The sequence below is a fragment of the Microbacterium sp. NPDC089186 genome (assembly GCF_040685115.1).
In the GTDB taxonomy this organism is placed as follows: domain Bacteria; phylum Actinomycetota; class Actinomycetes; order Actinomycetales; family Microbacteriaceae; genus Microbacterium; species Microbacterium galbum.
Genome location: NZ_JBFBHJ010000001.1, coordinates 380,761 through 406,658, shown reverse-complemented (window position 1 = coordinate 406,658; position 25,898 = coordinate 380,761). Strand labels below are relative to the sequence as shown.

At 69.3% G+C, this 25,898-nt stretch carries 24 protein-coding genes and 3 tRNA genes; 13 read left to right on the top strand and 14 right to left on the bottom strand.

Annotation, left to right across the window (positions count from 1 at the left end; genetic code table 11):
- Positions 1–12 precede the first annotated feature (12 nt).
- From AB0N82_RS01950 to AB0N82_RS01930, 5 genes are all read right to left on the bottom strand, one after another.
- Positions 13–1,257 carry an aminotransferase class V-fold PLP-dependent enzyme gene (locus AB0N82_RS01950; protein ID WP_363389411.1) on the bottom strand — a complete coding sequence of 415 codons (1,245 nt, stop codon included), beginning with the start codon at positions 1,255–1,257 and terminating at the stop codon, positions 13–15.
- Positions 1,258–1,288: 31 nt separating this feature from the next.
- A complete protein-coding gene (locus tag AB0N82_RS01945) occupies positions 1,289–2,212 on the bottom strand; it encodes a hypothetical protein (RefSeq protein WP_363387458.1) in 924 nt (307 codons plus the stop codon).
- Positions 2,213–2,217: 5 nt separating this feature from the next.
- Positions 2,218–2,475, bottom strand: a complete 258-nt coding sequence (locus AB0N82_RS01940; RefSeq protein WP_055959528.1) for a glutaredoxin domain-containing protein — start codon at positions 2,473–2,475, stop codon at positions 2,218–2,220.
- A 79-nt stretch (positions 2,476–2,554) separates the two neighbouring features.
- Complete coding sequence (locus AB0N82_RS01935) at positions 2,555–3,682, bottom strand: glycosyltransferase family 2 protein (protein WP_315993773.1); 1,128 nt, start codon at positions 3,680–3,682, stop codon at positions 2,555–2,557.
- Between the two features lie 159 nt (positions 3,683–3,841).
- A complete protein-coding gene (locus tag AB0N82_RS01930; RefSeq protein ID WP_363387453.1) occupies positions 3,842–4,996 on the bottom strand; it encodes a xylanase in 1,155 nt (384 codons plus the stop codon).
- A 106-nt stretch (positions 4,997–5,102) separates the two neighbouring features.
- Between AB0N82_RS01930 and AB0N82_RS01925 the strand changes: the two genes are divergently transcribed.
- From AB0N82_RS01925 to AB0N82_RS01915, 3 genes are all read left to right on the top strand, one after another.
- Positions 5,103–6,059 (top strand): Gfo/Idh/MocA family oxidoreductase, encoded by a 957-nt coding sequence (locus tag AB0N82_RS01925; RefSeq protein WP_363387450.1) that lies wholly within the window; start codon positions 5,103–5,105, stop codon positions 6,057–6,059.
- A 53-nt stretch (positions 6,060–6,112) separates the two neighbouring features.
- A complete protein-coding gene (chrA, locus tag AB0N82_RS01920) occupies positions 6,113–7,306 on the top strand; it encodes a chromate efflux transporter (protein ID WP_363387447.1) in 1,194 nt (397 codons plus the stop codon).
- A 104-nt stretch (positions 7,307–7,410) separates the two neighbouring features.
- Complete coding sequence (locus AB0N82_RS01915) at positions 7,411–8,994, top strand: AMP-binding protein (protein ID WP_363387444.1); 1,584 nt, start codon at positions 7,411–7,413, stop codon at positions 8,992–8,994.
- 52 nt (positions 8,995–9,046) lie between these two features.
- Here the strand turns inward: AB0N82_RS01915 and AB0N82_RS01910 are convergent, their stop codons facing one another.
- The 3 genes from AB0N82_RS01910 to AB0N82_RS01900 form a co-directional block, all read right to left on the bottom strand.
- Positions 9,047–11,107 carry an MDR family MFS transporter gene (locus tag AB0N82_RS01910; protein WP_363387441.1) on the bottom strand — a complete coding sequence of 687 codons (2,061 nt, stop codon included), beginning with the start codon at positions 11,105–11,107 and terminating at the stop codon, positions 9,047–9,049.
- 658 nt (positions 11,108–11,765) lie between these two features.
- Positions 11,766–12,695, bottom strand: coding sequence for a GIY-YIG nuclease family protein (locus AB0N82_RS01905; protein WP_363387437.1), 930 nt, complete (start codon positions 12,693–12,695; stop codon positions 11,766–11,768).
- 243 nt (positions 12,696–12,938) lie between these two features.
- Positions 12,939–13,271 carry a hypothetical protein gene (locus tag AB0N82_RS01900; RefSeq protein ID WP_363387434.1) on the bottom strand — a complete coding sequence of 111 codons (333 nt, stop codon included), beginning with the start codon at positions 13,269–13,271 and terminating at the stop codon, positions 12,939–12,941.
- Positions 13,272–13,743: 472 nt separating this feature from the next.
- Between AB0N82_RS01900 and AB0N82_RS01895 the strand changes: the two genes are divergently transcribed.
- On the top strand, positions 13,744–14,262 hold the full coding sequence (locus AB0N82_RS01895; protein ID WP_363387431.1) for a DUF1643 domain-containing protein: 519 nt from the start codon (positions 13,744–13,746) through the stop codon (positions 14,260–14,262).
- A gap of 33 nt (positions 14,263–14,295) precedes the next feature.
- Here AB0N82_RS01895 and AB0N82_RS01890 read toward each other — a convergent pair whose 3' ends face one another.
- The 4 genes from AB0N82_RS01890 to AB0N82_RS01875 form a co-directional block, all read right to left on the bottom strand.
- A complete protein-coding gene (locus AB0N82_RS01890) occupies positions 14,296–15,012 on the bottom strand; it encodes a hypothetical protein (protein ID WP_363387428.1) in 717 nt (238 codons plus the stop codon).
- Between the two features lie 229 nt (positions 15,013–15,241).
- Positions 15,242–15,314, bottom strand: a tRNA-Phe gene (locus AB0N82_RS01885).
- A gap of 64 nt (positions 15,315–15,378) precedes the next feature.
- Positions 15,379–15,452 (bottom strand) — tRNA-Asp (locus AB0N82_RS01880).
- Positions 15,453–15,482: 30 nt separating this feature from the next.
- Positions 15,483–15,555, bottom strand: a tRNA-Glu gene (locus AB0N82_RS01875).
- A gap of 213 nt (positions 15,556–15,768) precedes the next feature.
- On the opposite strand from AB0N82_RS01875, the gene AB0N82_RS01870 reads away from it, so the two are divergent.
- Positions 15,769–17,214: a M23 family metallopeptidase gene (locus tag AB0N82_RS01870; RefSeq protein ID WP_363387424.1), complete on the top strand. Its 1,446-nt coding sequence runs from the start codon at positions 15,769–15,771 to the stop codon at positions 17,212–17,214.
- Between the two features lie 57 nt (positions 17,215–17,271).
- Here the strand turns inward: AB0N82_RS01870 and AB0N82_RS01865 are convergent, their stop codons facing one another.
- Positions 17,272–17,805 (bottom strand): inorganic diphosphatase, encoded by a 534-nt coding sequence (locus tag AB0N82_RS01865; RefSeq protein WP_136586076.1) that lies wholly within the window; start codon positions 17,803–17,805, stop codon positions 17,272–17,274.
- A 204-nt stretch (positions 17,806–18,009) separates the two neighbouring features.
- Between AB0N82_RS01865 and tilS the strand changes: the two genes are divergently transcribed.
- Positions 18,010–19,011: a tRNA lysidine(34) synthetase TilS gene (gene tilS / locus AB0N82_RS01860; protein WP_363387420.1), complete on the top strand. Its 1,002-nt coding sequence runs from the start codon at positions 18,010–18,012 to the stop codon at positions 19,009–19,011.
- Between the two features lie 11 nt (positions 19,012–19,022).
- On the opposite strand, the gene AB0N82_RS01855 is transcribed toward tilS, so the two are convergent.
- Positions 19,023–20,327 carry an MFS transporter gene (locus AB0N82_RS01855; RefSeq protein ID WP_363387417.1) on the bottom strand — a complete coding sequence of 435 codons (1,305 nt, stop codon included), beginning with the start codon at positions 20,325–20,327 and terminating at the stop codon, positions 19,023–19,025.
- A gap of 132 nt (positions 20,328–20,459) precedes the next feature.
- Between AB0N82_RS01855 and hpt the strand changes: the two genes are divergently transcribed.
- The 7 genes from hpt (at position 20,460) to AB0N82_RS01820 (ending at position 25,894) form a co-directional block, all read left to right on the top strand.
- Entirely contained in the window at positions 20,460–21,011 is a 552-nt protein-coding gene (gene hpt / locus AB0N82_RS01850; RefSeq protein WP_315993764.1) for a hypoxanthine phosphoribosyltransferase, read from the top strand.
- Positions 21,012–21,134: 123 nt separating this feature from the next.
- Positions 21,135–23,138: an ATP-dependent zinc metalloprotease FtsH gene (gene ftsH, locus AB0N82_RS01845; RefSeq protein ID WP_315993763.1), complete on the top strand. Its 2,004-nt coding sequence runs from the start codon at positions 21,135–21,137 to the stop codon at positions 23,136–23,138.
- 6 nt (positions 23,139–23,144) lie between these two features.
- Complete coding sequence (gene folE / locus AB0N82_RS01840) at positions 23,145–23,732, top strand: GTP cyclohydrolase I (protein ID WP_363387412.1); 588 nt, start codon at positions 23,145–23,147, stop codon at positions 23,730–23,732.
- Positions 23,729–24,520, top strand: a complete 792-nt coding sequence (gene folP / locus AB0N82_RS01835) for a dihydropteroate synthase (RefSeq protein WP_315993761.1) — start codon at positions 23,729–23,731, stop codon at positions 24,518–24,520. Before folE ends, folP begins: the two co-directional genes overlap by 4 nt.
- On the top strand, positions 24,520–24,888 hold the full coding sequence (gene folB, locus AB0N82_RS01830) for a dihydroneopterin aldolase (protein WP_315993760.1): 369 nt from the start codon (positions 24,520–24,522) through the stop codon (positions 24,886–24,888). Before folP ends, folB begins: the two co-directional genes overlap by 1 nt.
- Positions 24,885–25,412, top strand: a complete 528-nt coding sequence (folK, locus tag AB0N82_RS01825) for a 2-amino-4-hydroxy-6-hydroxymethyldihydropteridine diphosphokinase (RefSeq protein WP_363387407.1) — start codon at positions 24,885–24,887, stop codon at positions 25,410–25,412. Before folB ends, folK begins: the two co-directional genes overlap by 4 nt.
- Complete coding sequence (locus AB0N82_RS01820) at positions 25,409–25,894, top strand: DUF3180 domain-containing protein (RefSeq protein WP_363387404.1); 486 nt, start codon at positions 25,409–25,411, stop codon at positions 25,892–25,894. Before folK ends, AB0N82_RS01820 begins: the two co-directional genes overlap by 4 nt.
- Positions 25,895–25,898 lie beyond the last annotated feature (4 nt).

The following is a 25,898-nucleotide window of genomic DNA, read 5'->3' as shown; positions in this document are numbered from 1 at the left end:
GACCGCGGGGTCTCAGCCCTCCGCGCGGAGGGCGTTTGCGACGGCGTGCAGTCCCGTCAGCGTCTCGGTGAAGCTCGTCGACAAGGGCGACAGCCCGATGCGCAGACCGTGCGGGTCGCGGTAGTCGGGGATCACGTCGTCCTCCCACAGCCGAGCGGTCACCGCACGCATCGCGGGGTGCGACAGCGTCAGATGCCCTCCGCGCTCGGCGGCATCGCGCGGCGACGCGAGGCGCACCCCGAGAGGAGCCAGGATGCCGTCCGCCGCGCGCACCGCGAACTCGGTCAGCGCGATCGACTTGCGTCGAACCGCCGCGATGCCCGCCTCCGCGAGCAGGTCGAGGGTGTCCTGCATCGCGATCATCGCGAGCACCGGAGGCGTCCCCGACAGGAAGCGGCGCATGCCGTCGGCGGGGTGGTACTGCGGCCCCATCGAGAAGACGTCGGCCGCCCCCATCCACCCCTGCACCGGCTGGGTGAGGCGGCGCTGGTGGCGTGCGGCGACATAGGCGAACGCCGGGGAGCCGGGGCCGCCGTTGAGGTACTTGTAGGTGCACCCGACGGCGAGGTCGGCGCCCCACGCGTCGAGCTCCATCGGCACCGATCCGGCGGAGTGGCACAGATCCCACAGCACGAGCGCTCCCGCCTCGTGCGCGATCGCGGTGAGCGCGAGGCCGTCGGCGAGGTACCCGGAGCGGTACGAGACGTGGCTGAGCAGCACCACCGCGGTGCGCGGGCCGACCGCGGCGCGCAGCAGGTCGGCATCCACGCCCCGCTCCGTGTCGACCTCCACCCAGACGACGCGGGCGCCCCGCTCGGCCGCGATGCCCTCGACGAGGTAGCGGTCGGTGGGGAAGTCGTCGCGCCCCACCACGATCTCGACCCTCTCGGGGTCGGCCGTGCTCTGCGCGTCGAGCGCGGCGCGGATCAGCTTGTACAGCAGCACGGTGGTGGAATCGCCGATCACCGTCTGCCCGGGGGCCGCGCCGAGCGCGAGCGACCCGATACGGTCGCCGATCGCGAAGGGGAGCTCCATCCACGCTTCGTCCCAGCCGCGGATGAGGCGGCCGCCCCACTCCTCGGTCACGAACCGGGAGAGTCGTTCGGCGGTGGCCCGGGGCGGTCGGCCGAGCGAGTTGCCGTCGAAGTACACCAGCGGGGTCTCCGCCCCGACGAAGGCGTCGCGATACGACGCGAGCGGATCGTCGGCGTCGAGGGCCGCCGCCTCGACCTCCAGGGAGGCGTGCGGCACCTCCATGCGGTCGACGGATCCGAAGGCGGGGGAGGGGTCAGTCGACACGCGTGAGTTCCTCGGTCGGGACGACCGTCCCCCGGCTCAGCCAGGTGGGCACGTCGTCGGGGTCGGTGGGGGTCGGACCGGCGATGAAGGTCGAGACGGCGTCCGTCGCCGTGGAGCCGGGCCAGGGATCGGTCAGGGTGGCGACGAGGGCATCGCCGCGGACGCCCGCCTCGTGCAGGGCGAGCAGCTCGCGGCGGTTCAGCCCCACCGGCAGGGGACCGTTGCCGAGGTCGGTGCCGTACAGCACCCGCCCTCCGCGCGCGGCGAAGGCGCGGACGTTCGCGATCGCCAGGCGCCGGGCCTCGCCGCGGTGGATGTCGAGGGTCGAGATCCACGCCTGCCCGGCCGCGACGGCCCGCGAGATCACCCGGCGCGACAGTGGAGCGTCGAAAGGGGCGTGAGCGAGGGCCGAGACGCCGGCGTCGATCGCGCGCTCCACCTGGCCGTCGCCCTGCGCGTGCGCGACGACCGCGATTCCGCGCTCGCGCGCGCTCTCGACGATCGCGGCGAGCGTGTCGTCGTCGGGGACGGGGCCCGCGTCGGCATGGAGGGCGACCTTGATGACCGACGCGCCGGCATCCGCTTGCGCGTCGACCGCGGTGCGCGCTCCTCCGTCGACTCCCGGATGCCGCGAACTGCCCGTCACGACGCGCACGATGCTCTCCGGTGCCCATGGCCGCCCGGCGGGGTAGCCGCCCGGGACGGTGAGGAACGCTCCCGCGTAGGCGACGCGGGGGAGCCCGTCCGGGCGCCGGGCGAGCGCGACGGGATCACCGCCGAGGTCGACGACGGCGGCGATCCCGCGCCGGGGGAGGTCGGAGGAGTCGACGAGGTGCAGATGCACGTGGTGGTCGACGAAGGCCGGCAGCATCGTGCCGCTCTCGCCGGTCAACGCCCGTCGGACCGACCGCACGGTCGTCAGATCAGCGAGAGTTCGCGGAGCTTGGCCTCGACGTCGGCGTTGGAGGGCTCGACGTGGTGGCTGGAGTCGGGGTAGACGACGACGGGGATGCTCGTGCGACCCGAGATCTCCTTGGCGACGTCGGCGGCGGCGGGATCGGCGACCAGATCGACGTACTCGTAGTCGATGCCGAGCTCGTCGAGCTGCTTCTTGGTGCGGATGCAATCACGGCACCAGTCGGCGCCGAACATACGGATGGATGCGTCGGAAGACATGGCTCCAGCGTACGCCGCCCGCGCTCAGCGGGCGCTGAGAACCCCACCCGACGGGTGGCGCATGACCGCTGGCCGGGGCTCAGGCGGTGACTTCGTCCTCGAGGGGCTCGATGGCGTGGACGACCTTCCCGACGCGGCTCTTCTTGGGCGCGTACACGACGAGCGCGTGGAAGACGAATCGCACGATGAAGGCGGCGATGAGCGTGAGCGCGGCGGCGACGACGCTCTGGATGTGCGCCTGGCTGACCAGGACCCAGATGACCGGGATGCGCACGATGGCTTCGACGCCGTTGAACGTGAACGACTTGATGAACCGGTGTCGCATGAGCCCGGACTCCGCGCGCATGTCGGCGAAGACGAGGTACTCGAGGGCGAGGAAGTTCGCCACGATGGTCACGACGCTCGCGATCACCGCGGCGATGAGGTACTGAACGCCGACGGCCTGAAGCGCCCACATGATCACGAGGTTCGCGACGGCCCCGAGACCGCCGACGAGGGCGAACGCGGACATGCGGCCGAATCGCAGCATCGTGAGCTGGGTGAGGAAGCGCATGCCCTGGCTGAACGACGCCTTCGACTCGCCGGCGAAGCGGGGAGCGAACGAGAAAGGCACCTCGGCGACGCGCATCTGCTTGCGCGCAAGGATCTCGAGCAGGATCTTGAAGCCGCGCGGCTGCAGGGTCTCGACCTCGAGGGAGCGCCGGTCGACGAGGAAGAACCCCGTCATGGGGTCGGAGCAGTTGTGCAGCTTCTTGGGGAACATGGCCTTGGTGAGAAGCGTGGACGCCCGCGACACCGTGGTGCGTACGGCGTTGGCCAGACCGTCGGAGGTTCCGCCGGCGATGTAGCGGGATGCCACGACCACGTCGGCATCGCCCACCTCGGCGCGCGCGAGCAGTTCGGCGATGACCTCCGGCGGGTGCTGCAGATCGCCGTCCATGACGACGCAGTAGTCGGACACCGCGGCCTTGATGCCCTCGACGACGGCGCCACCGAGCCCGCCGACGGGCTCGTCGCGGTGGATGAGGCGAACCGGAACGGCGGAGGTCGCTGCGACGGCCCGGATGATGTCGGGGGTGTCGTCGCGGGAGTCGTCGACGAAGATGATCTCCACGTCACGACCGAGCAGGGCGTCCGTCGTGCGACGAACGAGCTCGGCGACGTTCGGACCCTCGTTGAAGGTCGGAACGATGACGGAAATATCCATGTGTGCTCGCGTTTTCTCGGTAAGACAGAAGTACACAGCGTAGACCGGCCGACGCGTGCCCAAATTGGGATTGTGGAGGAGTTACCTGGGAGCTAGCGGGTGTTCACCCCAGCGTCCGGCCAGAAACCGCCCGTTACCGGCGCGATATCGCGTCGACGCTCAGCCGATCTTCGCTTTCAGATCGTCGACCGTCATTCCGTAATTGATACGGACGACAGGCAGGGCCAGCTTATCCGTGCCGATGCGGACATACCCCGGCTCGATGGTGCGTCCGAGCTCGAAGCCGGCTCGGCGCACGCCCTCCTTGGTCGTGTCGTTGTAGTGGCCGAACGGATACGCGACGACCTCCTTCGCCCCGAGGATCCGTGCGGACTGCTCCAGATCGGCGGCGATCGTGTCGGCATCCTCGTTGACCATGCGCCCCTTGCCGTCGGCGCCGGCGCGATGCATGTCGTGCGTGTGCGAACGCTGCAGCACGAACTTGTTCGGTGTCGGTTCGGTGCGGAACGACGTGATGACGAACGACGTGGTCAGCAGGTTCTTGCCGTCGACGATGGGAGCGGCGAGTTCGAGCCAGCTGGAGTCCGCGTCGTCGTCGGTGATGATCACGGAGTGTCGGGGCAGGAAGAGGGCTCCGTCGATGAAGGCGCTCAGCTCGTCCCACGTCGGCAGGTAGAAGTCCGCGTCCTTGATGTACGCCATCTGGGCATCGAAGTCGCCGACGTACGCGTAATTGCCGCGTAGCCAGCCGTCTTCTCCCCCGGGCTTCCGCGTGAACTGGTGGTACATGAGGATCGGGATGCCGGCATCCTCCGCCGCGTTCGCCTGGGGCGTGACCCACCCGGCGTGCAGCACCCGTTCGCGATCGGTGCAGGTCACGAGGTCGGCGCCGTTGACGCGGGTGGAGGCGGTCAGTGCGGAGGCGTCGGAGGTGGTCGGGTACCAGCCGGCGAACACCCGGCCGTCCGCGCGCGGGATCGGCAGCGCCTCGTAGCGGACCCCCTGCGTCTGCACCTGCGGGTCGAGGGCGATGCCGTCGCCCGCGAACGAGACCGCGCAGGCGTTCGGGTCGGTGGTGGTCGACAGCAACCGCTGCGCCGGGGAGAGAGGCGTCGGCGTCGGGGTGGGCGTCGGGGAGCTCGACGGCGCTCCGCTCGCGGCGCTCGTCTCGGACGGCGCGACCGGCGCGCGGGTGAGGGCGAAGACGGCGACCGCCCCTGCGATCAGGGCGACGGCGACGGTCGCGACGAGGGTGCGCCGCGCGCGGACGCGGCGGCTGGCGCGCCGACGGCGGGCGGCTCGGGTGGTCGTCATGATGCCTCGGGATCGGGTGGGGCGGCTCGCCGCGATCCTAGCGGGGCGCTTCGCGCGCGCCCGGGACCCTTCGCGTCGCGATGCGCGGGCGCGAGAGGATGGGCGCATGATCCGTATCGGCATCGTCGGCACCAGCAGCATCTCCGAGCGTTTCGCCGAGGCGGTGGGTGCGGTGGATAACACGGTGGTCTCGCGAGTGGCCTCTCGAGACGAGGGCCGGGCGCGCGCCTTCGCCGACGTGATCGGCGCCCCCGGTGTCGCGGTCGGGCTCGACGACCTCCTCGCCGCCCCCGACGTGGATGCCGTCTACCTCGCGAGCCCCAACTCCGTGCACGCCGCGCAGATCGCTCAGGCGGTGGATGCCGGCATCCCGACCCTCGTCGAGAAGCCGGCCGTGCTGTCGGCCGCCGACTGGGACACCGCGGTGGGACGTGCCCGGGCGCGGGGCGTGGTGCTTCTCGAGGCCATGCGCACCGCTTACGACCCCGGGCTGTCCGCCGTGCGCGACCTCCTTCCGCGTCTCGGCGCGGTGCGACGGGTCTCTCTGCGCTACGAGAAGAGATCGGCGCGGTACGACCACGTCCTCGCGGGAGAGCAGACGAACATCTTCGACCCGGCGCTCGGGGGCAGCGCGCTGCGCGATCTCGGGGTCTATCCCCTGCATGCCCTCGTCCGCCTGTTCGGCGAGCCGAGGTCGATCCAGGGCGCGCGCGTGGGCATCGCCTCCGGGACCGACGGTCTCGGCAGCGCCCTCGCCGTCTACGACGGATTCATCGCCGACGTCGCCTGGTCGAAGATCACCGACACGGCCCTGCCGAGCGAGATCCAGGGCGAGGACGCCTCGCTCGCGATCGATGCCGTCGACGCGCCCCGACGGCTCACCGTGACCCCGCGCGGTCGGGCCCCGTACGCGATCGAGGTCGACGCCCCCGACAACCCGATGGTGGGGGAGGTCGAGCGTCTGCGACAGGCGATCGAGGGCGCCGACATCGCCGGGGACCAGGGCCTCACCGCGGCGACGCTGCGCCTCGTCGACGAGCTGCTCGCCGTCCCGCTCGCGTAGACGGAGCTCCACGAGTTCACCTGTCGTTTCCCCCACGGCGAGAGGATCGACGGATGCGGCGGGCGGGATCGGTGGGCGAGGTCTTCCTCGCGTTCCTGAGGCTGGGACTCACCTCCTTCGGCGGTCCCGTCGCCCACCTGGGGTACTTCCGCGACGATCTCGTGACCCGCCGCCGTTGGATGGACGATCGGGCGTACGCCGACCTCGTCGCCCTGTGCCAATTCCTCCCCGGACCCGCATCCAGCCAGGTCGGGTTCGCGATGGGGCTCCAGCGCGCGGGCATCGCGGGCGCGCTCGCGGCCTTCGCGGCCTTCACCCTCCCCTCGGCGGTGCTGCTCGTCGCCTTCGCGGCGGGCGCGGCCGTGATCGGCGGACCGATCGGCGACGGGATCCTGGACGGGCTCAAGATCGTCGCGGTGGCGATCGTGGCCCACGCGGTGTGGGGGATGGCCCGCACCCTCGCGCCCGATGCCCGCCGAGCCGGGATCGCGGTGGTCGCCCTGGCCCTCGCGCTGCTGCTCCCCGCCGCTCCGGGGCAGCTCGGCGCGCTGGCGATGGGCGTCGTCGCGGGGCTGCTCCTGCTGCGCGGTGCGGACGAACCCCCGGGGGTCGAGCTGCCCCCGTTCGGCGTCCCCCGCGCGGCTGCCGTGTCGTGCCTCGTGCTCTTCGCGGTCGTGCTCGTCGCTCTCCCGCTGCTCGCCGCGGGTACCGGGGCGGGGGTGCTCGCCCTCGCCGATGCCTTCTTCCGCTCGGGCGCCCTGGTCTTCGGCGGCGGTCATGTCGTGCTGCCGCTGCTGCAGGCCGGTGTCGTGCAGACGGGGTGGGTCACGCCCGAGGCCTTCCTCGCCGGCTACGGCGCGGCGCAGGCCGTGCCCGGCCCCCTCTTCACGTTCGCGGCCTATCTCGGCGCCGTCTCCGACGTGGGACCGGGCGGCGTCGCGGGCGCCGCGATCGCGCTCGTGGCGATCTTCCTCCCCGGGTTCCTCGTGCTGCTCGGAGTCCTCCCGTTCTGGGATGCCGTGCGCACGCGGCCGCGTGTTCGGGCGGCCATGCGCGGGGCGAACGCCGCCGTCGTCGGCATCCTGGGCGCTGCTCTCTACACTCCCGTGTTCACCACCGCGATCACGGGGCCGGGGCCCCTCGTGCTCGCGGTGGGGGGATTCGTGCTGCTGGTCGCGGTCAAGACGCCGGCGTGGGCGGTGGTGCTCGTGGGGGCGGCCGGCGGCGTCATCCTGTCGCTCACCTGAGCGGCGGCCGAGAGCCGGTTCCGCACGGGGTGACACCGCGTCCCACCGATGCCAGGATGAGCGGACGGCCCCGGCCGCCGCGCCTGTTTTCGAGGGAGAGAACCGTGTTCCAGAGCCCCTATCCGAGCATCGACGTTCCGGATCAGAGCATCTACGACTACCTGTTCGCCTCGCTGGGGGACGACGATCTCGACCGGGTGGCCCTGGTCGACCCGTCCAGCGGGGCGGAGACCACCTACCGCGCCCTGCGCGCGCAGGTCGACGCCTTCGCCGGGGCGCTCGCCGCACGCGGGGTCGACACCGACACGGTCGTGGCGATGCTGTGCCCGAACGTGCCGGCTTTCGCGACGGTGTTCCACGGCATCCTGCGTCTGGGGGCTGCGATCACCACCGTGAACTCCCTCTACACGGCCCGCGAGATCGAGAACCAGCTGCGCGACGCCTCCGCCACCTGGCTCGTCACCGTCTCACCGCTGCTCGCGCAGGCGAAGGCCGCGGCCGACGCAGCGGGCATCGCCGACGATCACGTGATCGTGCTCGACGGTGCGGACGGGCACCCCGATCTGCGCTCGCTGCTCACCGAGGGCCGGACGCCGCCCGAGGTGTCGTTCGACGCTGCCACGCACGTCGCCGTGCTGCCGTACTCGTCGGGCACGACCGGAGTGCCGAAGGGGGTCATGCTGTCGCACCGCAACCTCGTCGCGAACGTGCACCAGTGCCGATCGGTCATCGAGATCTCACCCGACGATCGCGTTCTCGCCGTGCTGCCGTTCTTCCACATCTACGGGATGACGGTGCTGCTGAACCTCGCTCTGCGTCAGCGGGCGACGCTGGTCACCATGCCCCGCTTCGACCTCATGGAGTTCCTCCGGGTCGTGCAGGAGCACCGCTGCACGTTCCTCTTCATCGCGCCGCCCATCGCGGTCGCCCTCGCCAAGCACCCCGCCGTCGACCAGTTCGACCTCTCCAGCGTGCACAGCGTCTTCTCCGGTGCGGCCCCGCTCGACGGCGAGACCGCCGAGACAGCCGGCCGGCGCATCGGTGCCCGGTTCTTCCAGGGCTACGGCATGAGCGAGCTGAGTCCCGTCTCGCACGCCATCCCCGCCGGCTCGGGATTCCCGGTCAGTTCGGTCGGCGTGCTCATCCCGGGGTGCGACGCCAAGCTCGTCGACCCCGAGACCGGCGCGGAGCTCGAGCAGCACGGTGACGACGGGCTGACCGCGCCGGGCGAGATCTGGGTGCGCGGCCCCAACGTCATGCTCGGCTACTTGAACCGGCCCGACGCCACCGCCGAGACGCTCGACGCCGACGGCTTCCTGCACACCGGTGACATCGGCGTCCACCACGTCGACGGCTACTTCACGATCGTCGACCGGTTGAAGGAGCTCATCAAGTACCACGGCTACCAGATCGCCCCCGCCGAGCTCGAGGCGCTGCTGCTGTCGCATCCGAAGATCCAGGATGCCGCCGTCATCGGCGTGCGCGGGGACGACGGTGAGGAGATCCCCAAGGCGTTCGTCGTGGCGGCACCGGATGCCGGCCTGACGGCGGAGGACGTCATGGCCTTCATCGCCGGCCAGGTCGCGCCCCACAAGAAGGTGCGGCGGGTGGAGTTCATCGACGTGGTGCCCAAGTCGACGTCGGGGAAGATCCTGCGGAAGGACCTGCGCGCGCGCGAAGCGGTGTGACGACGACGAAGGGCGGGGCGTCTAGCGACGGCCCCGCCCTTCGTCGTTCAGGTCACGGCGTGAGCAGGGCGCCGGTCTGCGCGGCGGACTCCTCCGCGCGCTTCTCCTCGTCGTCGCGGCCGCGACGCTCGTCTGCGGCTTCCTGCAGCGCCGACTTCGCGCGCAGCGGGGGCGTGCGGAAGAACAGCGACAGCACGAACGCGAGCAGCACCACGCCCATCGCCACCCAGTAGACGCTCGTCGCCGACGAGTTGAAGCCGACCAGGAAGGGCTTGGTCAGACGCGCGTCGGCACCCACGAGGAAGGAGGTGTCGTCCAGGGTCGAGTCGCCGATCGAGGTGTTCTCACCGCCGTCCGCGAATCGCTCCTCGAGCGTCGTCGCGACGGTGTCGACGAAGGCCGCGCGGTCGGCGGCGTTCGAGAAGTCCAGGCTCACCGATCCGTCGCTGCCCACGCGGGCGACCGGAATCTGCTGCTGGATCTGCGTCGCGGCGGCCGACGTCGCCTGGGCGATCGCCGCTTGCGTGGCCTGCGCCTGCGCGGCGGCCGGGATCTGCCCCGCGGCGACCTGCGCCGCCACGGCCTGAGTCGCGGCATCCTGTGCTTGCTGCACGCCCTGCTGCACCTGCTGGGTCACGGCATCGGTGGTCTGGGTCACGATGGGCGTGTAGATGCCCGACATGATCTTCTCGTTGGCCGGTGCCGAGGCGACCGTGGGGTCGAAGGCGGCGTCGAGGGCGTCGGTGAGGGTGCCGCGGTCGGAGAAGGACCCGATGATGTTCGACGGCATGAGCGTGAACAGCAGCGAGAGCAGGACGGCCGTGCCGAGCGTTCCACCGATCTGGCGGAAGAACGTCGACCCGCTTGTCGCCACGCCCATGTCGCGCAGACCCACGGAGTTCTGGCTGGCGATCGTGAGCGTCTGCATGAGCTGGCCGAGGCCCAGGCCGATCACGAGCATCGCGAGCGCGACGTGCCAGTAGGGGCTGTCGTACTTGAGGAAGGTCAGCAGGAAGAAGCCCACCGACATCAGCGCCGTGCCGAGGATCGGGAACATGCGGTAGCGACCGGTGCGCGCGATGATCTGACCGCTCGCGATCGAGGCGATCATGAGGCCCAGGATCATCGGGAGCATCTCGAAGCCGCTCTCGGTCGGGGTCGAGCCCAGCACGAGCTGCAGGTAGAGCGGCAGCGTGAGCATCGCGCCGAACATGCCGAAGCCGACGAGCACGCCGATGATCGTCGCCATCGAGAAGGTGGGGGAGCGGAAGAGCTTCAGCGGGATGAGCGCGTCGTCCTTCATCTTCGTCTCCGCGATGACGAACGCCAGGATGCCGAGGGCCCCGACCGCATAGCAGGCGATCGCGATGGGCGAGCCCCAGCCCCACTCGCGCCCCTGTTCGGCCACGAGCAGCAGCGGGACCAGCGCGACGATGACGGTCGTGGCGCCCCACCAGTCGATGCGCACCGAATGGCGCGGCTGCTTGGGGATGTGCAGGAACCGCCACACGATCGCGAGGGCCGCGATGCCGATCGGCACGTTGATGAGAAACACCCAGCGCCAGCCGGTGATGAAGAGGATCTGGTCGGCGCCGGCGAACAGACCGCCGACGAGCGGGCCGATGACGCTGGAGATGCCGAAGACGGCGAGGAAGTAGCCCTGGTACTTCGCGCGCTCGCGCGGGGCGAGGATGTCGCCCATGATCGCCAGCGGCATCGACATCAGGCCACCGGCGCCGAGGCCCTGGATGGCGCGGAAGGCGGCGAGCTCGGCCATCGAGGTCGAGAAGCTCGCGAGCACGGATCCGACGATGAAGATGAGGATCGCGAGCAGGAACAGCGGGCGACGGCCGAAGATGTCGGAGAGCTTGCCGTAGATGGGCGTCGAGATCGTCGAGACGATCAGGTAGGCGGTCGTGACCCAGGCCTGCAGGCTCAGGCCCTGGAGGTCGTCGCCGATCGTGCGGATCGAGGTTCCGACGATCGTCTGGTCGAGGGCGGACAGGAACATTCCGGCCATGAGGCCGAAGATCACGAACATGATCATGCGGTGGGTCATGACCGTGTCGGTGGTGCCGGTGTGCGCGCGCCGGCTGCGGGTGATGTCTGACATCTGTCCTCATCGAGAAGGGGTGGCGGGCGGCTCGATCGGGCGGGGCCGGGCGCCAGGTGTTTGCTAAAAGTCAACAAATAGTAGCGCTGTCCGGGAGGGGTGGGAACCACCTGCAGGCCCGCACCGGAGCCGGCGTGCAGAAATACCCCGGTGAGGGGAGTGGGCCTCGAGTCGGCAGGCGGGGCGCAGGTGGGCCGTCCCCGCGCACGCAGGAGGCGGGCGCGGATCGCGGCGGCTTCGCACGAAACCAGGAAATCGCGCCAGCACAGGGCGGTGTCGGGGCTGATCGTCCTGTTCTCGAACCATCGCCTGTTCTCGCGCGTGGCGCGTGGCGGAGGCCGGCGCCCGGCGCGGCGGGTCGGCGTGCTGCGGCGGTTCGACGACCGAGCGGTCGGAGGCAGGCGCCGGGGCAAAGCAAAACCCCCGCCATGTAGAAGCTAGGCGAGGGTTTCTGGGACCGTTGTAATGACGATCCGTGCGGCTCCGACGGGCGTCGATCCCGTGACCTCACGATTCTCAGTTGTACGCGCCGGGTTTACGGGTGCTCACGAGTGCTCGTTTGCCGCGTGATTCGGCGGAAGTCGCGCTCGTTGGTGGTGGCTGATTTTGGGTGGTTTCAGCCGAGTTCCCGGCCCGGGACCGGCCGGAGCTCGGCGACCTACTCCCCGATGCCACGGCTCTGCCACTCACCGAAGGTGATTCCCGATGCGGTGTCGATCCACGACGTACGACCGTTTGCCGATCGGCCAGCCACAACAGCAGCAGCAGCAGAGGGGGAAGAAAAGACGACGTCCTGAGTGAACCGCGCGAGTCCCTGGCCGTCAATTTGCAGTGTCCCGTCGCCGATCAGCGCCGCGTGCTGTTGCTGGTAACCGGGGTGTCGATGCGTGCCCACCCAGTCTGCGCGCGCAGTCGAGCCCTCGAACACAGTGAACTCGCCGTCAATCTCTTGCGCCATCGCCGTGACACCATGCCGAGGGACGTCGAATCGAAATGTCGGGGATGTGCGCTCGGCAGCGCTTCGGTCGTTGATCGATACGACCTCAGTGGCGCCGGCGGATCGCACCGATCGGAGCTCCGTGATGCCGAGAACCGGAAGGACAATATGCACCTGGCTGAGGTAGTACTCCATGTCAGAGATGTCGGCCTCGGGCAGGTGTATCGGCGCGGGCGCCGTGCTATTCACGACTGTGGCCCGCTTTGCGGAACTCGCCGCGCGGATGAGTCGGGCCTCCAGATAGCGCGCGTGAGCCTTGGTGACGTTGGCGTCCTTGGAGGTAAGGACTACCACCCGATCCCAGAAGTCTTTTCCGCCGGCGTTCTCCGGGCGGGCGTGCTGACGTAGCCGCACGGCAATGTCGTCGCCCTCGCCGACGTAAACTGCTTTGCCTGATGGGGACAGCGATTCAGGGTCATCGCCGATCAGGAGATAAACACCAGTTCGACGTACTTCATCGCGAGCCAGGAGACTGGCAATATCGGATCTCGGCGCGGCCACAACATGTCCGGTCCAATTCATGATCTCAGCCGTTAAGAGCCCACCAGGCGTACCGTCCACGAGAAACACGCGGATCTGTTTGCCGTTCACAATTTTCCTTCCCAGTGCGGCACAAGCAAACTGTGTGCGAGACGAGGTACCACCATCCCACGGATGGACGTTCGGGAAACCGCCCGCGGAAAGCGAGTTCGTGTCACGCGCCGCCGCGACTGATGTGCCTTGCGTAGGCCTCGCCGTTGGCGACCCCTCGTGTTGTCCGTAGGGGTAGCAGTCTTCAAGCGCGCTTTCTAGCTCGGGATTGCCCCATCGTCGTGTGCGCGGTGCGATCCCTATTCACTTAGCTCGCTTAGTCAGTTTCGCGAGATCCGATTTGAACGTACTCCACTCGTCGCTCGCAAAGACTTGGTGATTGTTCCAATACTCGACAACGCACTGACCGGGAGCGATCAAGGTTGTGCTATTCGACTGAGCGGTCACGAACAGGCTGTTTGCCAGTATCGGTTCTCGTCGCAGGACCTCTAAAACATTGGTGTCGAGCCCGATGCAGGCTGCCTGACCGAGGTTGTCCAATGAAGCGATGTTGAGGGCCTTCAGATGATGCTCCGACGACAGTTGGGGTGCGCCGAGGTGATCTATTAGGTGGGCCTGAGCGTCAGTCAGTTCCATACCAAAGCTCCGCGATCTGGGATGCAAAGCGCTTGCTGTCAGCCTTGACAAGGTCTGCAGTCCACTCGCCGCTTCTCAGGGGCTTCTTTGGCGTCTGGATTCGCACCTCGTTCCAGAACAGCGCCAATTTCCGAACGAGGAGGAGTGACGCGCGCTCGAGCAATCTTCTGCGCCAGCAACACAAGAAGCGGATACAGGCGTGTGCAGCTATCCTGATCCGTTATGAAAATCCAGGATCCAGACAGAGTGGTCGTGCTTGGCGGTATCGAGTACGACGTCGTTTTTGAGTCTGAGGTTGGTGACGAGCGGCGTGCTGAGCTGGATCTGCCCGCACGCGGCACGGGGTGCTCGTGCATCGTCTGCGTCTGCGAGAGCGAAGCAGATGCTAGCTCCGTCGCGCATCATATGTGCGGTTGCTGCCTCGCTGAGTGCCCCGATGTGCACCCGGCGCAGCAGCCCTAGGGCGATCATGATGAGGGAGAACTGGATCTACGAACGGTCCGACGATGGGGGCGCGAGGTTCGTGCTCGGAACGCGGGGCGACAACCCCTTGGTGTGCTTCGGGATCAACCCGAGCACCGCGAGGCCGGGAGCTCTCGACCCGACGGTTAAGCGCGTCGCGCGATTCGCCCGAGACAATGCTTTCGACAGCTGGACGATGCTGAACGTCTACCCTCAGATCTCGACCAATCCGAAGCTGATGGACCACACTCATCGCGAGGAGTTGAAGCTCAAGAACGAGGCTCACATCGCCCGCGTGATCGACGGGCGCTCGCTCACGGTCCTTGCCGCGTGGGGCGGGCTGATTTCTTCGCGACCGTACCTGCGGCCGCTCCTTCAGGACATTGTCGCGAGGACTGCGCTCGCCACCTGCCGTTGGGTGTCCCTGGGTGCGCCGACGAAGGAAGGACACCCTCGGCATCCGCTCTATGTGAGGGCGGATGTTCAGCTCGAGGCGTTCGATATTGACGAGTACGTCGTCGATCATTAGGTCTGGCTGAGGTCGACGTGTACCCGTTATCGCTCAGCGGACTTGCTGGAGGAGTTCGTCCCACGCTGCCCGGAACCTGTCGGTGAGGTCGACTCCCCGAGCGGTTGCCGATCTGACCTGGCCGACTCGCACCACCACACCATTCGTATGCGCGCGGTGCTTGCCAACGTGCTGGATTTGCTCCGCAGTCAACTCGCGTGCTACCAGCACGCCACCTCGATCACCATCGATCAGGACGAAGACGCCGAGGTCAAAGTCGAACGACCTGATCGGCGAGAAGACCGCCGATGGGCTCGTGTCGGATCTGATCACGCGAACCTTGACCTGCACCTTACGGCCATCATGCGCGACGAGGTCGTAGGACTTCTCGGAGTTCGGGGCAAGCAGGCCGTCGTACACGATGGCGGCGCAGTACTCGACGAGGTCCCCGATGGGGGCGTTATTGGTGCGCACCAATCCCCGAAGCCGCAGTTCTGCCAGGATGCCGGCGTAGCGTTGGAGTAACCGACCGACCGATACAGCAGCGAGATCGTCGCCACCCGCTGAAGCGGCCGGACGGATGGAAGGTATCTGGTCGCTACCGCTGAAACGTTGGCGCACGAGATCAGCCTGCTCAGCGCTGAAAACCCAAGCGCTCCCAGCTTCAACGGGGTTTCGCCAGTTCTGGCGTCGCATCCATGCTCGGATCGTCTTTGGGTCGACCTTCAGCTCATCAGCGAGCTGTCGGATCGAGAGAGTTTGCGCGGGCACATTCGAACCGTATCTGAGCCCTCACCGGCTGCAGGCCGGCCCATGACCTCGACGCGGCTGGCGAATCAGCATCCTCGCCGGGCGTTTCGACACGCTTCGCTCGCTCAACGACCGGGGAATCGGACTCTCACGCGTGAGCGGAAAATCGACTCTCACCAGGGCAAAGCAAAACCCCCGCCATGTAGAAGCTAGGCGAGGGTTTCTGGGGCCGTTGTAATGACGGTCCGTGTGGCTCCGACGGGCGTCGATCCCGTGACCTCACGATTTTCAGTCGTGCGCTCTACCAACTGAGCTACAGAGCCGAGCGGCATGTCTGCCGCTTCCTAAACGAAAGGCCTCCTCGAAAGAAGGCCCGTCGCTGTGGAGCGACCCTGACGGGACTTGAACCCGCGACCTCCGCCGTGACAGGGCGGCACGCTAACCAACTGCGCTACAGGGCCATGCATGTTCAATTGTACTTCACCGGAAAGTGACCCCAACGGGATTCGAACCCGTGCTACCGCCGTGAAAGGGCGGCGTCCTAGGCCGCTAAACGATGGGGCCGGATGAGGCGAAAACCTTGCGATTTCCTTCTCGCTTGCCGACGACCGAGCCTACTTCACATCTCGCGAGATTGCCAATTCGGGGCGTGGCGTACGCGGCTCGCGCGTGTCGGGGGCGCAGGATGGGCGCTGCCGACGGGAACTCGCCCTGTTGTGTGTGTGACTCGTGTTGCTACTGTGAGTCGAGTTGCGACCGGTGAGATGAGGTATTCCCGTGACGCTCGAGCGCCCCGTTGAGTCAGACGATTGCGGCTGCGCGCCCACCGCGAGCGAGCGGCGGCGCCTGTGGCCGACGTTCGATCGACGCAGCGCGCTGAAGTTCGGTGCCCTGAGCGCCGCGGCCCTCGGCGCGTTCGGCGCTGCGGCATCCGGGTTCTCCTCTCCCGCCGTCGCCGCCGACTACCCCTCGTGGGCCGACGTCGAGGCGGCGCGGGCGAACGAGTCGGCGAAAGCCGGCGAGATCGCCCGCATTCAGGGCCTCATCCAGGGCCTGCAGTCCGAGGTGGCGCGCACGCAGGCCGAGGTCGTCGCCCGCTCCGACGAGTACTACACCGCGCAGCAGGCCTACCTCGACGCCGATTACCGTGCGCAGCAGATCCAGGCGCAGGCCGACGCCGAAGCGGCCAAGGCCACCGACGCCGCGGCCAAAGCCGGCAAGGTCGCCGCGCAGCTCTATCGCTCCGGCGGCGACGACACCTCGCTCGACCTCTTCTTCTCGGGGTCGGCCGCCAGCGCCGACGACCTGCTGGCCAAGCTCGGCACGATGGACAAGCTCATCGAGCGCAACCGCTCGGTGTACGCGGCGGCCGTGACGGCGCGCGATTCCGCGACGCAGCTGAGCAACCAGGCCAACGACGCCCGCACCGAGCGCGATCGTCTGCAGAAGATCGCCGAGGAGAAGATGGTGGCCGCCCAGCAGGCCGCCCAGGCCGCGCAGGAGGCGCTGGCCGCCCAGCAGGCGAACCAGGTGGTCCTCGAGGCCCAGCTGGCTGCTCTCCAGGACACCACGGCCAAGACCGTCGCCGACTACCAAGCTGGTGTCGAGGCCGAGCGCAAGGCCCGCGAAGAGCGCGAGCGGAAGGCTCGGGAAGAGGCCGAGGCGCGGGACCGCGCCGAGCGCGCGCGTCGCGAGCAGGAAGAGCGCGACCGGCAGAACAACAACAACAACGGTGGCGGCGGCGGTGGGGGCGGCGGCTCCAACAGCGGCGGGGGTGGCGGAGGCGGCGGCCAGGCCACCGGCTCCGGCTGGGCGCGTCCGTCGTCGGCCGGAACCACCTCGGGCTACGGCCCGCGATCGAGCCAGTGCAACGGCAGCTACTGCGCGAGCTCGTGGCACCTCGGTCTCGACTTCGGCGCCGGCTGCTACTCGCCGATCTACGCGGCGTCGGCCGGGCGCGTGACCTACGCCGGGTACAACGGCGGCTACGGCAACTACATCCGCATCCAGCACGACGACGGGTCGGCGACCGGCTACGCGCACATCGTCAACGGCGGCATCTACGTGTCGTACGGCCAGCGCGTCGGCGCGGGGGAGCAGATCGCGGCGACCGGCCAGACCGGCAACTCCTTCGGCTGCCACCTGCACTTCGAGGTCTACCCGCCCTGGGGCGGTACGACCGATCCGGCCCCCTGGCTCCGCGATCGCGGCGTCTGGGTCTGATCCCGGCACGAGAAAACCCCCGGTCCATCGACCGGGGGTTTCTTCGTGTCACCGAACTCAGAGGGTGTTGGGAGCCTCGCCCGCACCCTGCGTCTTGGTCTGCGCGTCGTGCTCGTCGAAGCGCGTGAAGGCCTCGGCCACGAGACGCTCGGCCTCGGCGGCGTTCGCCCACTCGTCGACCTTGACCCACTTGTTGGGCTCGAGGTCCTTGTAGTGCTCGAAGAAGTGCGAGATCTCCTTCTTGGTCCACTCGTCGATGTCGTCGACGTCCTGGATGTGGTCCCATCGCGGGTCCTTCGCGAGCACGGCGACGACCTTGTCGTCTCCACCGGCCTCGTCGCTCATCTTCAGCACGCCGACGGGACGCACCTTGGCCAGGATGCCGGGGTGCAGGTCGCGGTCGAGCAGCACGAGCACGTCGAGCGGGTCGCCGTCTTCGCCGAGGGTGTTCTCGAAGAAGCCGTAGTTGGCCGGGTAGCCGAACACCGTGTAGAGGATGCGGTCGAGGTAGACGCGGCCGGTGCCGTGGTCGACCTCGTACTTCACGCGGCTGCCGCGGGGGATCTCGATGACGGCGTCGAAAGCGCCCATACTCGTGCTCCTTAGATCTGTGGATTTCCGCGGCCCAGCCTAGCCGGAGCGTCCTTTGTCCCGCCGGTTCCCTGCCCCCCGACACAACGATGGAGATCCGTGCGGCACCCCGCGGACCCGCCCCGGACGTGCTGGAGGCTCTGGGGAGGTTTCCCGCGTTGTGTCCGCGGCGACCCTTCTGCCGGGAGGGATAGCGTGGACGCCATGCACGAACGGCGACCCGGTCTCGACCCTGCCGTCGCCGAGGTGCGCCGCGCCGTGCGCGCAGCCCTCGAGGGTCGCCAGGGTGCCGTGATCGTGGCGCTGTCGGGCGGGGCCGACTCGCTCGCCCTCACGGCGGCGACGGCGTTCGAGGCGGCGCGGCTCGGCATCCGGGTCGAAGCCGTCGTGATCGATCACGGGCTGCAACAGGGATCGGATGCCGTGGCGCATCGTGCGGCCGAGGCGGCGCGCGGGCTCGGCATCGACGCGCGCGTGGTCGCGGTCGAGGTCGGGTCCGCGGACGGACCCGAGGCCGACGCCCGCACCGCCCGGTACGCGGGCCTCACCGGCGCAGCGGCGGAGGTCGGCGCGGACGTGGTGCTGCTCGGGCACACCCTGGACGACCAGGCGGAGACCGTGCTGCTGGGTCTCGCGCGCGGGTCCGGGGCGACGAGCCTGGGCGGCATGCCGGCCGAGCGACGGGATGCCACCGGCCCGACGTGGCTGCGACCGCTGCTGGGCGTGCGCCGGTCGGCGACCGTAGCGGCGTGCGCGGCCGAGGGGCTCGAGCCGTGGGCGGATCCCCACAACCTCGATCCCGCCTACACGCGGGTGCGGGTGCGCGAGCGGGTGCTGCCCGCACTCGAGGACGAGTTGGGACCGGGTGTCGCCGAGGCGCTGGCGCGCACGGCCGAGCAGTTGCGCGAAGACGCGGCGGCCTTCCAGGACATGATCGACGAGACCATCGAGGACATCGTCGAGCACGCCGAGGCGGGGATCTCGATCTCGGTCGCCGCCCTCGCCGCCAACCCCGCGGCGCTGCGCAACCGGATCGTCCGGTACGTCGTGGAGAGCGAGTTCGGCGTCTCGCTGACGCGGGCGCAGACGCTCGAGGTCGCCCGTCTCGCCGTCGACTGGCGGGGGCAGGGCCCGATCGATCTGCCGTCGTGCGTGGCGCGGCGCGTGGGCAACCGGATCGAGATCGTCGCGCGCGAGCGCTCCTGATCGCCGTCGGCTCAGCTGACGGAACGCTGTCGTGCGAGACGCTTCTCGACCGCCGACATCGTCGTGATCGACACCAGGGCGATCGCCGCCAGCCCGATCGTCAGCAGTGCGAGACCATCGAACAGGAGCCACTGGGCGAAGACACCGCCGAGCAGGTTGCCCAGAAGATATCCGGCGCCGACCACGACCGAGTACGCGCCCATGATGAGTCCGCGGTCGTCGCGGAACTCCGCCGAGATGTCGCTCAGATGGGTCAGTGCGGCGGGGGTGAATCCCGCCTCGAGGAACACCCCGATCATCACCAGCGGCAGCGCGACCGCCAGGGGCGCCCCGCGGTTGGCGAGCATCAGCCCGACCGAGGCGATCAGCGCACCTGCCGCCGTGACGAAGAGCACCGGGATGGTCGGAAGGCGCCCGATGAAGAAGGCCCACGCGACGATACACAGGCTGAAGAAGAGCACGTAGACACCGAGGACGATCGACAGTCCCGCCTCGTCGCCGCGGAACGCCCCGGGGAACAGCTGACCGTCCGCCCGCCCGTCGCCGGCCAGCACGAAGGTGATCTGCGAGGTCACCCACGTGCCCAGGATCGCGTTCACGGCGATCCACCCCGGGAGGAACGCCAGCAGGCGCGGTTGGACGAGGACACGCACGCGGTCGCCGAGCGAGGCGCGGGCGGGAGTGATCATGGATGCCGGCCCCGGCCGTAGGAAGACCAGCACCAGCAGGGACGCGACGACGTAGACGGCGGCGAGGACCGCGAACGTCCAGAGCCCGAGCGTGCCGTAGAGAAGGGGCCCCGCGACGGCGCCCAGGGCGATCCCGCCCGACGATGACAGCTCGTACAGGCTCGTGACCCGCCCGCGGCGTCGCGGATCGCCGTCGCTGGAGTCGGCGAGCAGCCCGAGAGTCGTCGGAGCCGCGATCGCCGCGCCCGCGCCGTCGAGCAGGCGCGATGTCCCGACGATCACGACGACCAGGGCGATCGACGGCACGGCCGCGAGCAGCGAGGCTCCGGGCGTGAGCAGGACGCCTGCCGCAGCGAGCAGGGGGGCGGTGACCAGAAAGATCTTCCGCCCGCGTCGATCGCTGGCGGACCCGGCGAGCGGGGCGAGCACGAGCTCGGCCAGGAAGCCGGTTCCCGACAGGATGCCGAGCAGCAACGGCCCCACCGAGGTCCCCTGTCGGGAGAGGTCGACGAAGTAGGACCCGAGCGCGAGAGCACCCGCGGCCGAGGCGATCCGCAGCAGGAGTTGGGCGAGGATGACGGCGCCGGTGCCGCGCGTTCGTGGCGGGGATGACGTGGTGGAGGTCATCGATTCCCTTCCGGAGTGAGCAACGGCGGCCGGAAGGCGACGCTACCCGCCCCCGGTGCCCTCCGGGCGGCACGACGGCGATCCGCATCGCCGGGGCACGGCATCCGGAATCGAGCGACGTAGACTTCTCCAATGCGCGCGGCCGACATCTCCGACGACATCAGCGAAGTGCTCCTCACCGAGGAGCAGATCCACGACAAGCTCGCCGAATTGGCGACGCAGGTCGTCGCGGACTACGAGGGCCGCGACGTCGTGCTCGTGGGCGTGCTCAAGGGCGCGGTCATGGTCATGGCCGATTTCGCCCGTCACCTGCCCATGCACGTGTCGATGGACTGGATGGCCGTGTCGTCCTACGGCGCCTCCACCCGCTCGAGCGGCGTCGTGCAGATCCGGAAGGACCTCGACACCGACATCACGGGAAAGCACGTCCTGATCGTCGAGGACATCATCGACTCCGGTCTCACCCTGAGCTGGCTGCTCGAGAACTTCGCCTCGCGCGGGGCGGAGTCGGTCGAGGTGCTCGCGCTGCTGCGCAAGCCCGACGCGATGAAGGTCGAGGTCGACTGCCGGTACGTCGGTTTCGACATTCCCAACGACTTCGTGATCGGTTACGGGCTCGACTACGCGGAGAAGTACCGCAACCTGCGCGACGTCGCGGTGCTCGCGCCGCACGTGTATTCCTGAGGCGTTCGGAGCGGAGTCTCCGTACGCCCTCGACGAACGCACAGGCCCGGCATAGTCCACGGGCGTTAGCCTGATGCGACCGCGTTTCTGCGGAGGATCACGAAAGGGCTGGGCTCGCCCACCATGAATTTCAAGAAGATCACGCGCAACCCGATCGTCTACGTTCTGCTGGTCGGTCTGCTTCTGGTCATCGGTTTCTCCCTCATCTCCAACCTCAGTGGTGCCCGCCAGGTGTCCACCAAGGAGGGTCTGGACCTGCTCAAGGGCGGCACCGTCACTCAGGTCGTCACCAACGATCCCGATCAGCGCGTCGATCTGACGTTGTCGCAGCCCTTCGAGGGCGCGAACGACGTGCAGTTCTATTTCAGCCAGGCCCGCGCGGACGAGGTCGCCAGCGCGATCGACGCCGCGGCCCCCGCCGACGGCTTCAACGACGTCGTGCCCAAGCCCAGCTGGTTCGACGGCCTGATCGGCTTGCTGCTCCCGCTGATCCTCCTCGGCCTGCTGTTCTGGTGGCTGCTGTCCAGCGCTCAGGGCGGCGGCAGCAAGGTCATGCAGTTCGGCAAGTCGCGCGCGAAGCTCGTGACGAAGGAGACGCCCACCGTCACCTTCCAGGACGTCGCGGGCTCCGACGAGGCGATCGAAGAGCTGGACGAGATCAAGGAATTCCTGAAGGACCCCAAGAAGTTCGAGGAGGTCGGTGCGCGCATCCCCAAGGGCGTGCTGCTGTACGGCCCTCCCGGAACCGGTAAGACCCTGCTCGCCCGCGCCGTGGCCGGCGAGGCAGGCGTGCCGTTCTACTCGATCTCCGGCTCGGACTTCGTCGAGATGTTCGTCGGTGTCGGCGCCAGCCGCGTCCGCGACCTGTTCAACCAGGCCAAGGAGAGCTCGCCGGCGATCATCTTCATCGACGAGATCGACGCCGTCGGCCGTCACCGCGGCGCCGGCATGGGCGGCGGTCACGACGAGCGTGAGCAGACGCTGAACCAGATGCTCGTCGAGATGGACGGCTTCGACCCCAAGGTCAACGTCATCGTGATCGCTGCGACCAACCGCCCCGACATCCTCGACCCCGCCCTCCTGCGTCCGGGCCGCTTCGACCGTCAGATCGGCGTCGATGCCCCCGACCTCAAGGGCCGCCAGCGCATCCTCGAGGTGCACGGCCGCGGCAAGCCGCTGTCGGACTCGGTCGACCTCGAAGTCGTCGCGCGCAAGACGCCCGGGTTCACCGGTGCCGACCTCGCCAACGTGCTGAACGAGGCGGCCCTGCTGACCGCGCGCTCGAACGCGCAGCTCATCGACAACCGCGCCCTCGACGAGGCCATCGACCGCGTGATCGCCGGACCGCAGCGTCGCACGCGCGTGATGAAGGACAAGGAGAAGCTCATCACGGCGTACCACGAGGGCGGTCACGCCCTCGCCGCGGCGGCGATGAACCACACGGACCCCGTGACGAAGGTCACCATCCTCCCGCGCGGCAAGGCGCTGGGCTACACGATGGTGCTGCCGCTCGACGACAAGTACTCCGTCACCCGCAACGAGCTGCAGGACCAGCTGACGTACGCCATGGGCGGCCGTGTCGCGGAGGAGATCGTCTTCCACGACCCCACCACCGGCGCCTCGAACGACATCGAGAAGGCCACGAGCATCGCCCGCAAGATGGTCACCGAGTACGGCATGACCAACGAGGTGGGCCCCGTGAAGCTCGGCTCGTCGTCGGGCGAGGTGTTCATGGGCCGCGACATGGGACACGGCCGCGACTTCTCGGAGCGCATCGCCGAGCGGGTCGACGCCCAGGTGCGCGCGCTCATCGAGCAGGCGCACAACGAGGCGTACCAGGTCATCAACGACAACCGCGACGTGCTCGACCGCCTGGCCCTGGCGCTGCTCGAGAAGGAGACGCTCGACCACATCGAGCTCGCCGAGATCTTCACGGACGTCAAGCGCCTCACCCCGCGCCCGCAGTGGCTGTCGTCGGGCGATCGTCCCGTGTCGAACCAGCCGCCGGTCGATGTCCCGCGTCGCCAGGCTCCGGCCGGCATCGCCGCGTCCGCCGAGGCGGAGGCGCAGACGCAGGCCCAGGCGCAGCCCCGTCCGAGCGGACAGACGCGCCCGGCGACCGCCTGAGGCGCCGTGGCCGTCGATCGAGAGCGGGTCGCAGCCCTCGTCCGTGAGCTGCTGGAGGCGATCGGGGAAGATCCCGATCGCCCCGGGCTGCGGCAGACCCCGACCCGGGTCGCCGACAGCTGGGCCGAGTTCTTCTCGGGCGTGAACCAGGATGCCGGCGCCCCGCTAAAGCACACGATCTCGGTGTCACGCGGGCCCGCGCCCGACACGCTCCCCTCGGGAGCGGTGATGCTGCGCGACATCGCGTTCCGCTCGATGTGCGAGCATCACCTGCTGCCCTTCCGCGGCCGCGCCCACGTGGCGTACCTGCCGGGCGAGGAGGTCGTGGGCCTCGGGGCGCTGCCGAAGGTCATCGACATCCTGGCCGCCCGTCCGCAGGTGCAGGAGCGTCTCGGGGAGCAGATCGCCGACGCCATCGCATCCGCCCTCGATGCGCGGGGTGTGCTCGTCGTCCTGGATGCCACCCACGAGTGCGTGACCATGCGCGGCGGACGACAGCTCGACGCTTCGACCGTGACGATCGCCGCGCGCGGTGCGTACGCCGAGCCGGTCGCCCGTGCCGAGCTCGTCGCCCTGATCGGAGCACGCGCGTGACACTCGTGATGGCGATCGTCAACGTCACCCCCGACTCCTTCAGCGACGGCGGGAGGTACCTCGATCCCGACGTGGCGATCGCGCACGCGCGCCGTCTTCGCGCCGAGGGGGCCGACCTGCTCGACATCGGCGGGGAGTCCACACGACCCGGCGCCGAACGGGTCTCGCCCCGGGTCGAGCAGCAGCGCGTCCTGCCCGTCGTCGCCGCCCTGGCCTCCGAGGGGGCGTACGTCAGCATCGACACCATGAACGCCTCGACCGCCGCAGCCGCCGTCGCGGTCGGAGCCCGTCTCGTCAACGACGTCTCAGGAGGTCTCGCCGACCCCGAGATGCTCGACGCCGTGGCGCAGAGCGGTGCGGAGATGGCGATCGGCCACTGGCGCGGGCCGTCGAGCGAGATGTACGCGCGAGCGGAGTACGTCGACGTCGCCGCGGAGGTGACCGCCGAGCTCGACGAGCGCGTCGCGGCCGCGGAGGCCGTCGGGATCCCGTCGTCGCGCATCGTCGTCGACCCCGGTATCGGGTTCGGCAAGCGCGGCGAGCAGAACTGGCGGACTCTGGGTGCGCTGCCCGCGCTCGTCGCCCGCGGCCGACGCGTGCTCGTCGGCACGAGCCGCAAGAGGTTCCTCGCCGACGCGCTCGGCGACGACGCCGACCTCGCGCGCCGCGACCTGGCCACGGCCGTCACGAGCGCCCTCGCCGCCCAGGCCGGCGCCTGGGCCGTGCGCGTTCACGACGTGCCGACCACCCGCGACGCGCTCGCCGTCGCCCGCGCTTGGGAGTCCTGATGGATGCCGTCGACCACATCACCCTGACGGGCGTCCGCGCCTTCGGATACCACGGGGTCTATCCCGACGAAAAGCGCGACGGGCAGGAGTTCATCGTCGACGCGACGGTGGTCCTGCCTCTGGCCCGCGCGGCCGTGACGGACGACGTCGCCGACACGGTGCACTACGGCGAACTCGCCGAGCGGATCGCCGTGATCGTGTCGGGCGAGCCGGTCGACCTCCTCGAGAAGCTCGCCGCGCGCATCGCCGACGAGGTGCTCCGCGATGAGCGGGTCGAGTCCGTGACCATCACCGTGCACAAGCCTGCGGCGCCCATCCCCGTCCCCTTCGCCGACGTGTCGGTGACGATCACGCGCGGGCGCTCGTGAGCGTGCGGCTGGCCCACGGCATCGGAGAGGCGCCGCGCACGTCCCCCGTCGCCGCGGTGATCGCCCTGGGAGCCAACCTCGGGGAGCGGGCCGAGACGCTCGCCGCAGCCGTGACGGAGGTGCGGGCGTTGCCCCTCACCACGGACGTCGCGGTGTCGACCCCGATCGAGACGACCGCCGTGACCCTGGACGGCGAGGACGACGACGCCCCCCGCTATCTCAACGCCGTCGCGACGCTGCGCACGCGACTCGCCCCGACGGCGCTGCTCGCCGCCCTGCACCGCATCGAGGCGCGGCACGGGCGCGTGCGCCGGGAACGCTGGGGCGACCGCACGCTCGACCTCGATCTCATCGCCTACGGCGGGGAGATCATCGACCGCGACGACCTCGTGGTGCCGCACCCGCGCGCGCACGAGCGCGAATTCGTGCTGGTGCCGTGGCTCGACGTCGATCCGGACGCCGTGATCCCCGGGCGCGGCCGGGTCGACGCCCTGCTCGCCGAACTGCGGGGAGGGGCGCGATGAGGCGCACGGGTGCCGGCATCCTGCTCATCGCCGCCATCATCGGCGGCGTGGTCGGCTTCGTCCTCGACACTATGCTCACCGCGATGGGGCGCGCGACGTTCACCCCCGCGGCGAGCCTGCCCACGATCCTCGCGCTGGTCGGTGCGGTCATCGTCATCCTGGCGGTGCCGGTGTTCCGTGCGACGCGCGGGCGCAGCGAGCGGCGCATCGATCCTTTTCGCGCCCTGCGTGTCGCGATGCTCGCGAAGGCGTCGTCCCTGGTGGGGGCTGCCGCGTTCGGGTTCGGCGTCGGACTCCTCGCGTTCCTGCTGAGCCGGCCCGCGACCCCCTCGCTAGGCTCGATGGGATCGATCATCGCGACGGTCGTGTGCGCGGTCGTCCTCGTCGTCGCGGGGCTCGTGGCCGAGCAGCTGTGCACCCTCCGGAAGGACGATGATGACGACACCCCCGGGAACACCCCCGCCGGACCCGTCGGCATCTGAGGCG

Coding starts and splice junctions, on each gene's coding strand:
- AB0N82_RS01900 (WP_363387434.1), bottom strand. CDS start 13,271: ATGGAACTGACTGACGCTCAGGCCCACCTAATAGATCACCTCGGCGCA.
- ftsH (WP_315993763.1), top strand. CDS start 21,135: ATGAATTTCAAGAAGATCACGCGCAACCCGATCGTCTACGTTCTGCTG.
- AB0N82_RS01910 (WP_363387441.1), bottom strand. CDS start 11,107: ATGTCAGACATCACCCGCAGCCGGCGCGCGCACACCGGCACCACCGAC.
- hpt (WP_315993764.1), top strand. CDS start 20,460: ATGCGCGCGGCCGACATCTCCGACGACATCAGCGAAGTGCTCCTCACC.
- AB0N82_RS01925 (WP_363387450.1), top strand. CDS start 5,103: ATGATCCGTATCGGCATCGTCGGCACCAGCAGCATCTCCGAGCGTTTC.
- tilS (WP_363387420.1), top strand. CDS start 18,010: ATGCACGAACGGCGACCCGGTCTCGACCCTGCCGTCGCCGAGGTGCGC.
- folB (WP_315993760.1), top strand. CDS start 24,520: ATGGATGCCGTCGACCACATCACCCTGACGGGCGTCCGCGCCTTCGGA.
- AB0N82_RS01940 (WP_055959528.1), bottom strand. CDS start 2,475: ATGTCTTCCGACGCATCCATCCGTATGTTCGGCGCCGACTGGTGCCGT.
- AB0N82_RS01855 (WP_363387417.1), bottom strand. CDS start 20,327: ATGACCTCCACCACGTCATCCCCGCCACGAACGCGCGGCACCGGCGCC.
- AB0N82_RS01895 (WP_363387431.1), top strand. CDS start 13,744: ATGAGGGAGAACTGGATCTACGAACGGTCCGACGATGGGGGCGCGAGG.
- AB0N82_RS01935 (WP_315993773.1), bottom strand. CDS start 3,682: ATGGATATTTCCGTCATCGTTCCGACCTTCAACGAGGGTCCGAACGTC.
- AB0N82_RS01950 (WP_363389411.1), bottom strand. CDS start 1,257: ATGGAGGTGCCGCACGCCTCCCTGGAGGTCGAGGCGGCGGCCCTCGAC.
- AB0N82_RS01820 (WP_363387404.1), top strand. CDS start 25,409: ATGAGGCGCACGGGTGCCGGCATCCTGCTCATCGCCGCCATCATCGGC.
- AB0N82_RS01865 (WP_136586076.1), bottom strand. CDS start 17,805: ATGGGCGCTTTCGACGCCGTCATCGAGATCCCCCGCGGCAGCCGCGTG.
- chrA (WP_363387447.1), top strand. CDS start 6,113: ATGCGGCGGGCGGGATCGGTGGGCGAGGTCTTCCTCGCGTTCCTGAGG.
- AB0N82_RS01930 (WP_363387453.1), bottom strand. CDS start 4,996: ATGACGACCACCCGAGCCGCCCGCCGTCGGCGCGCCAGCCGCCGCGTC.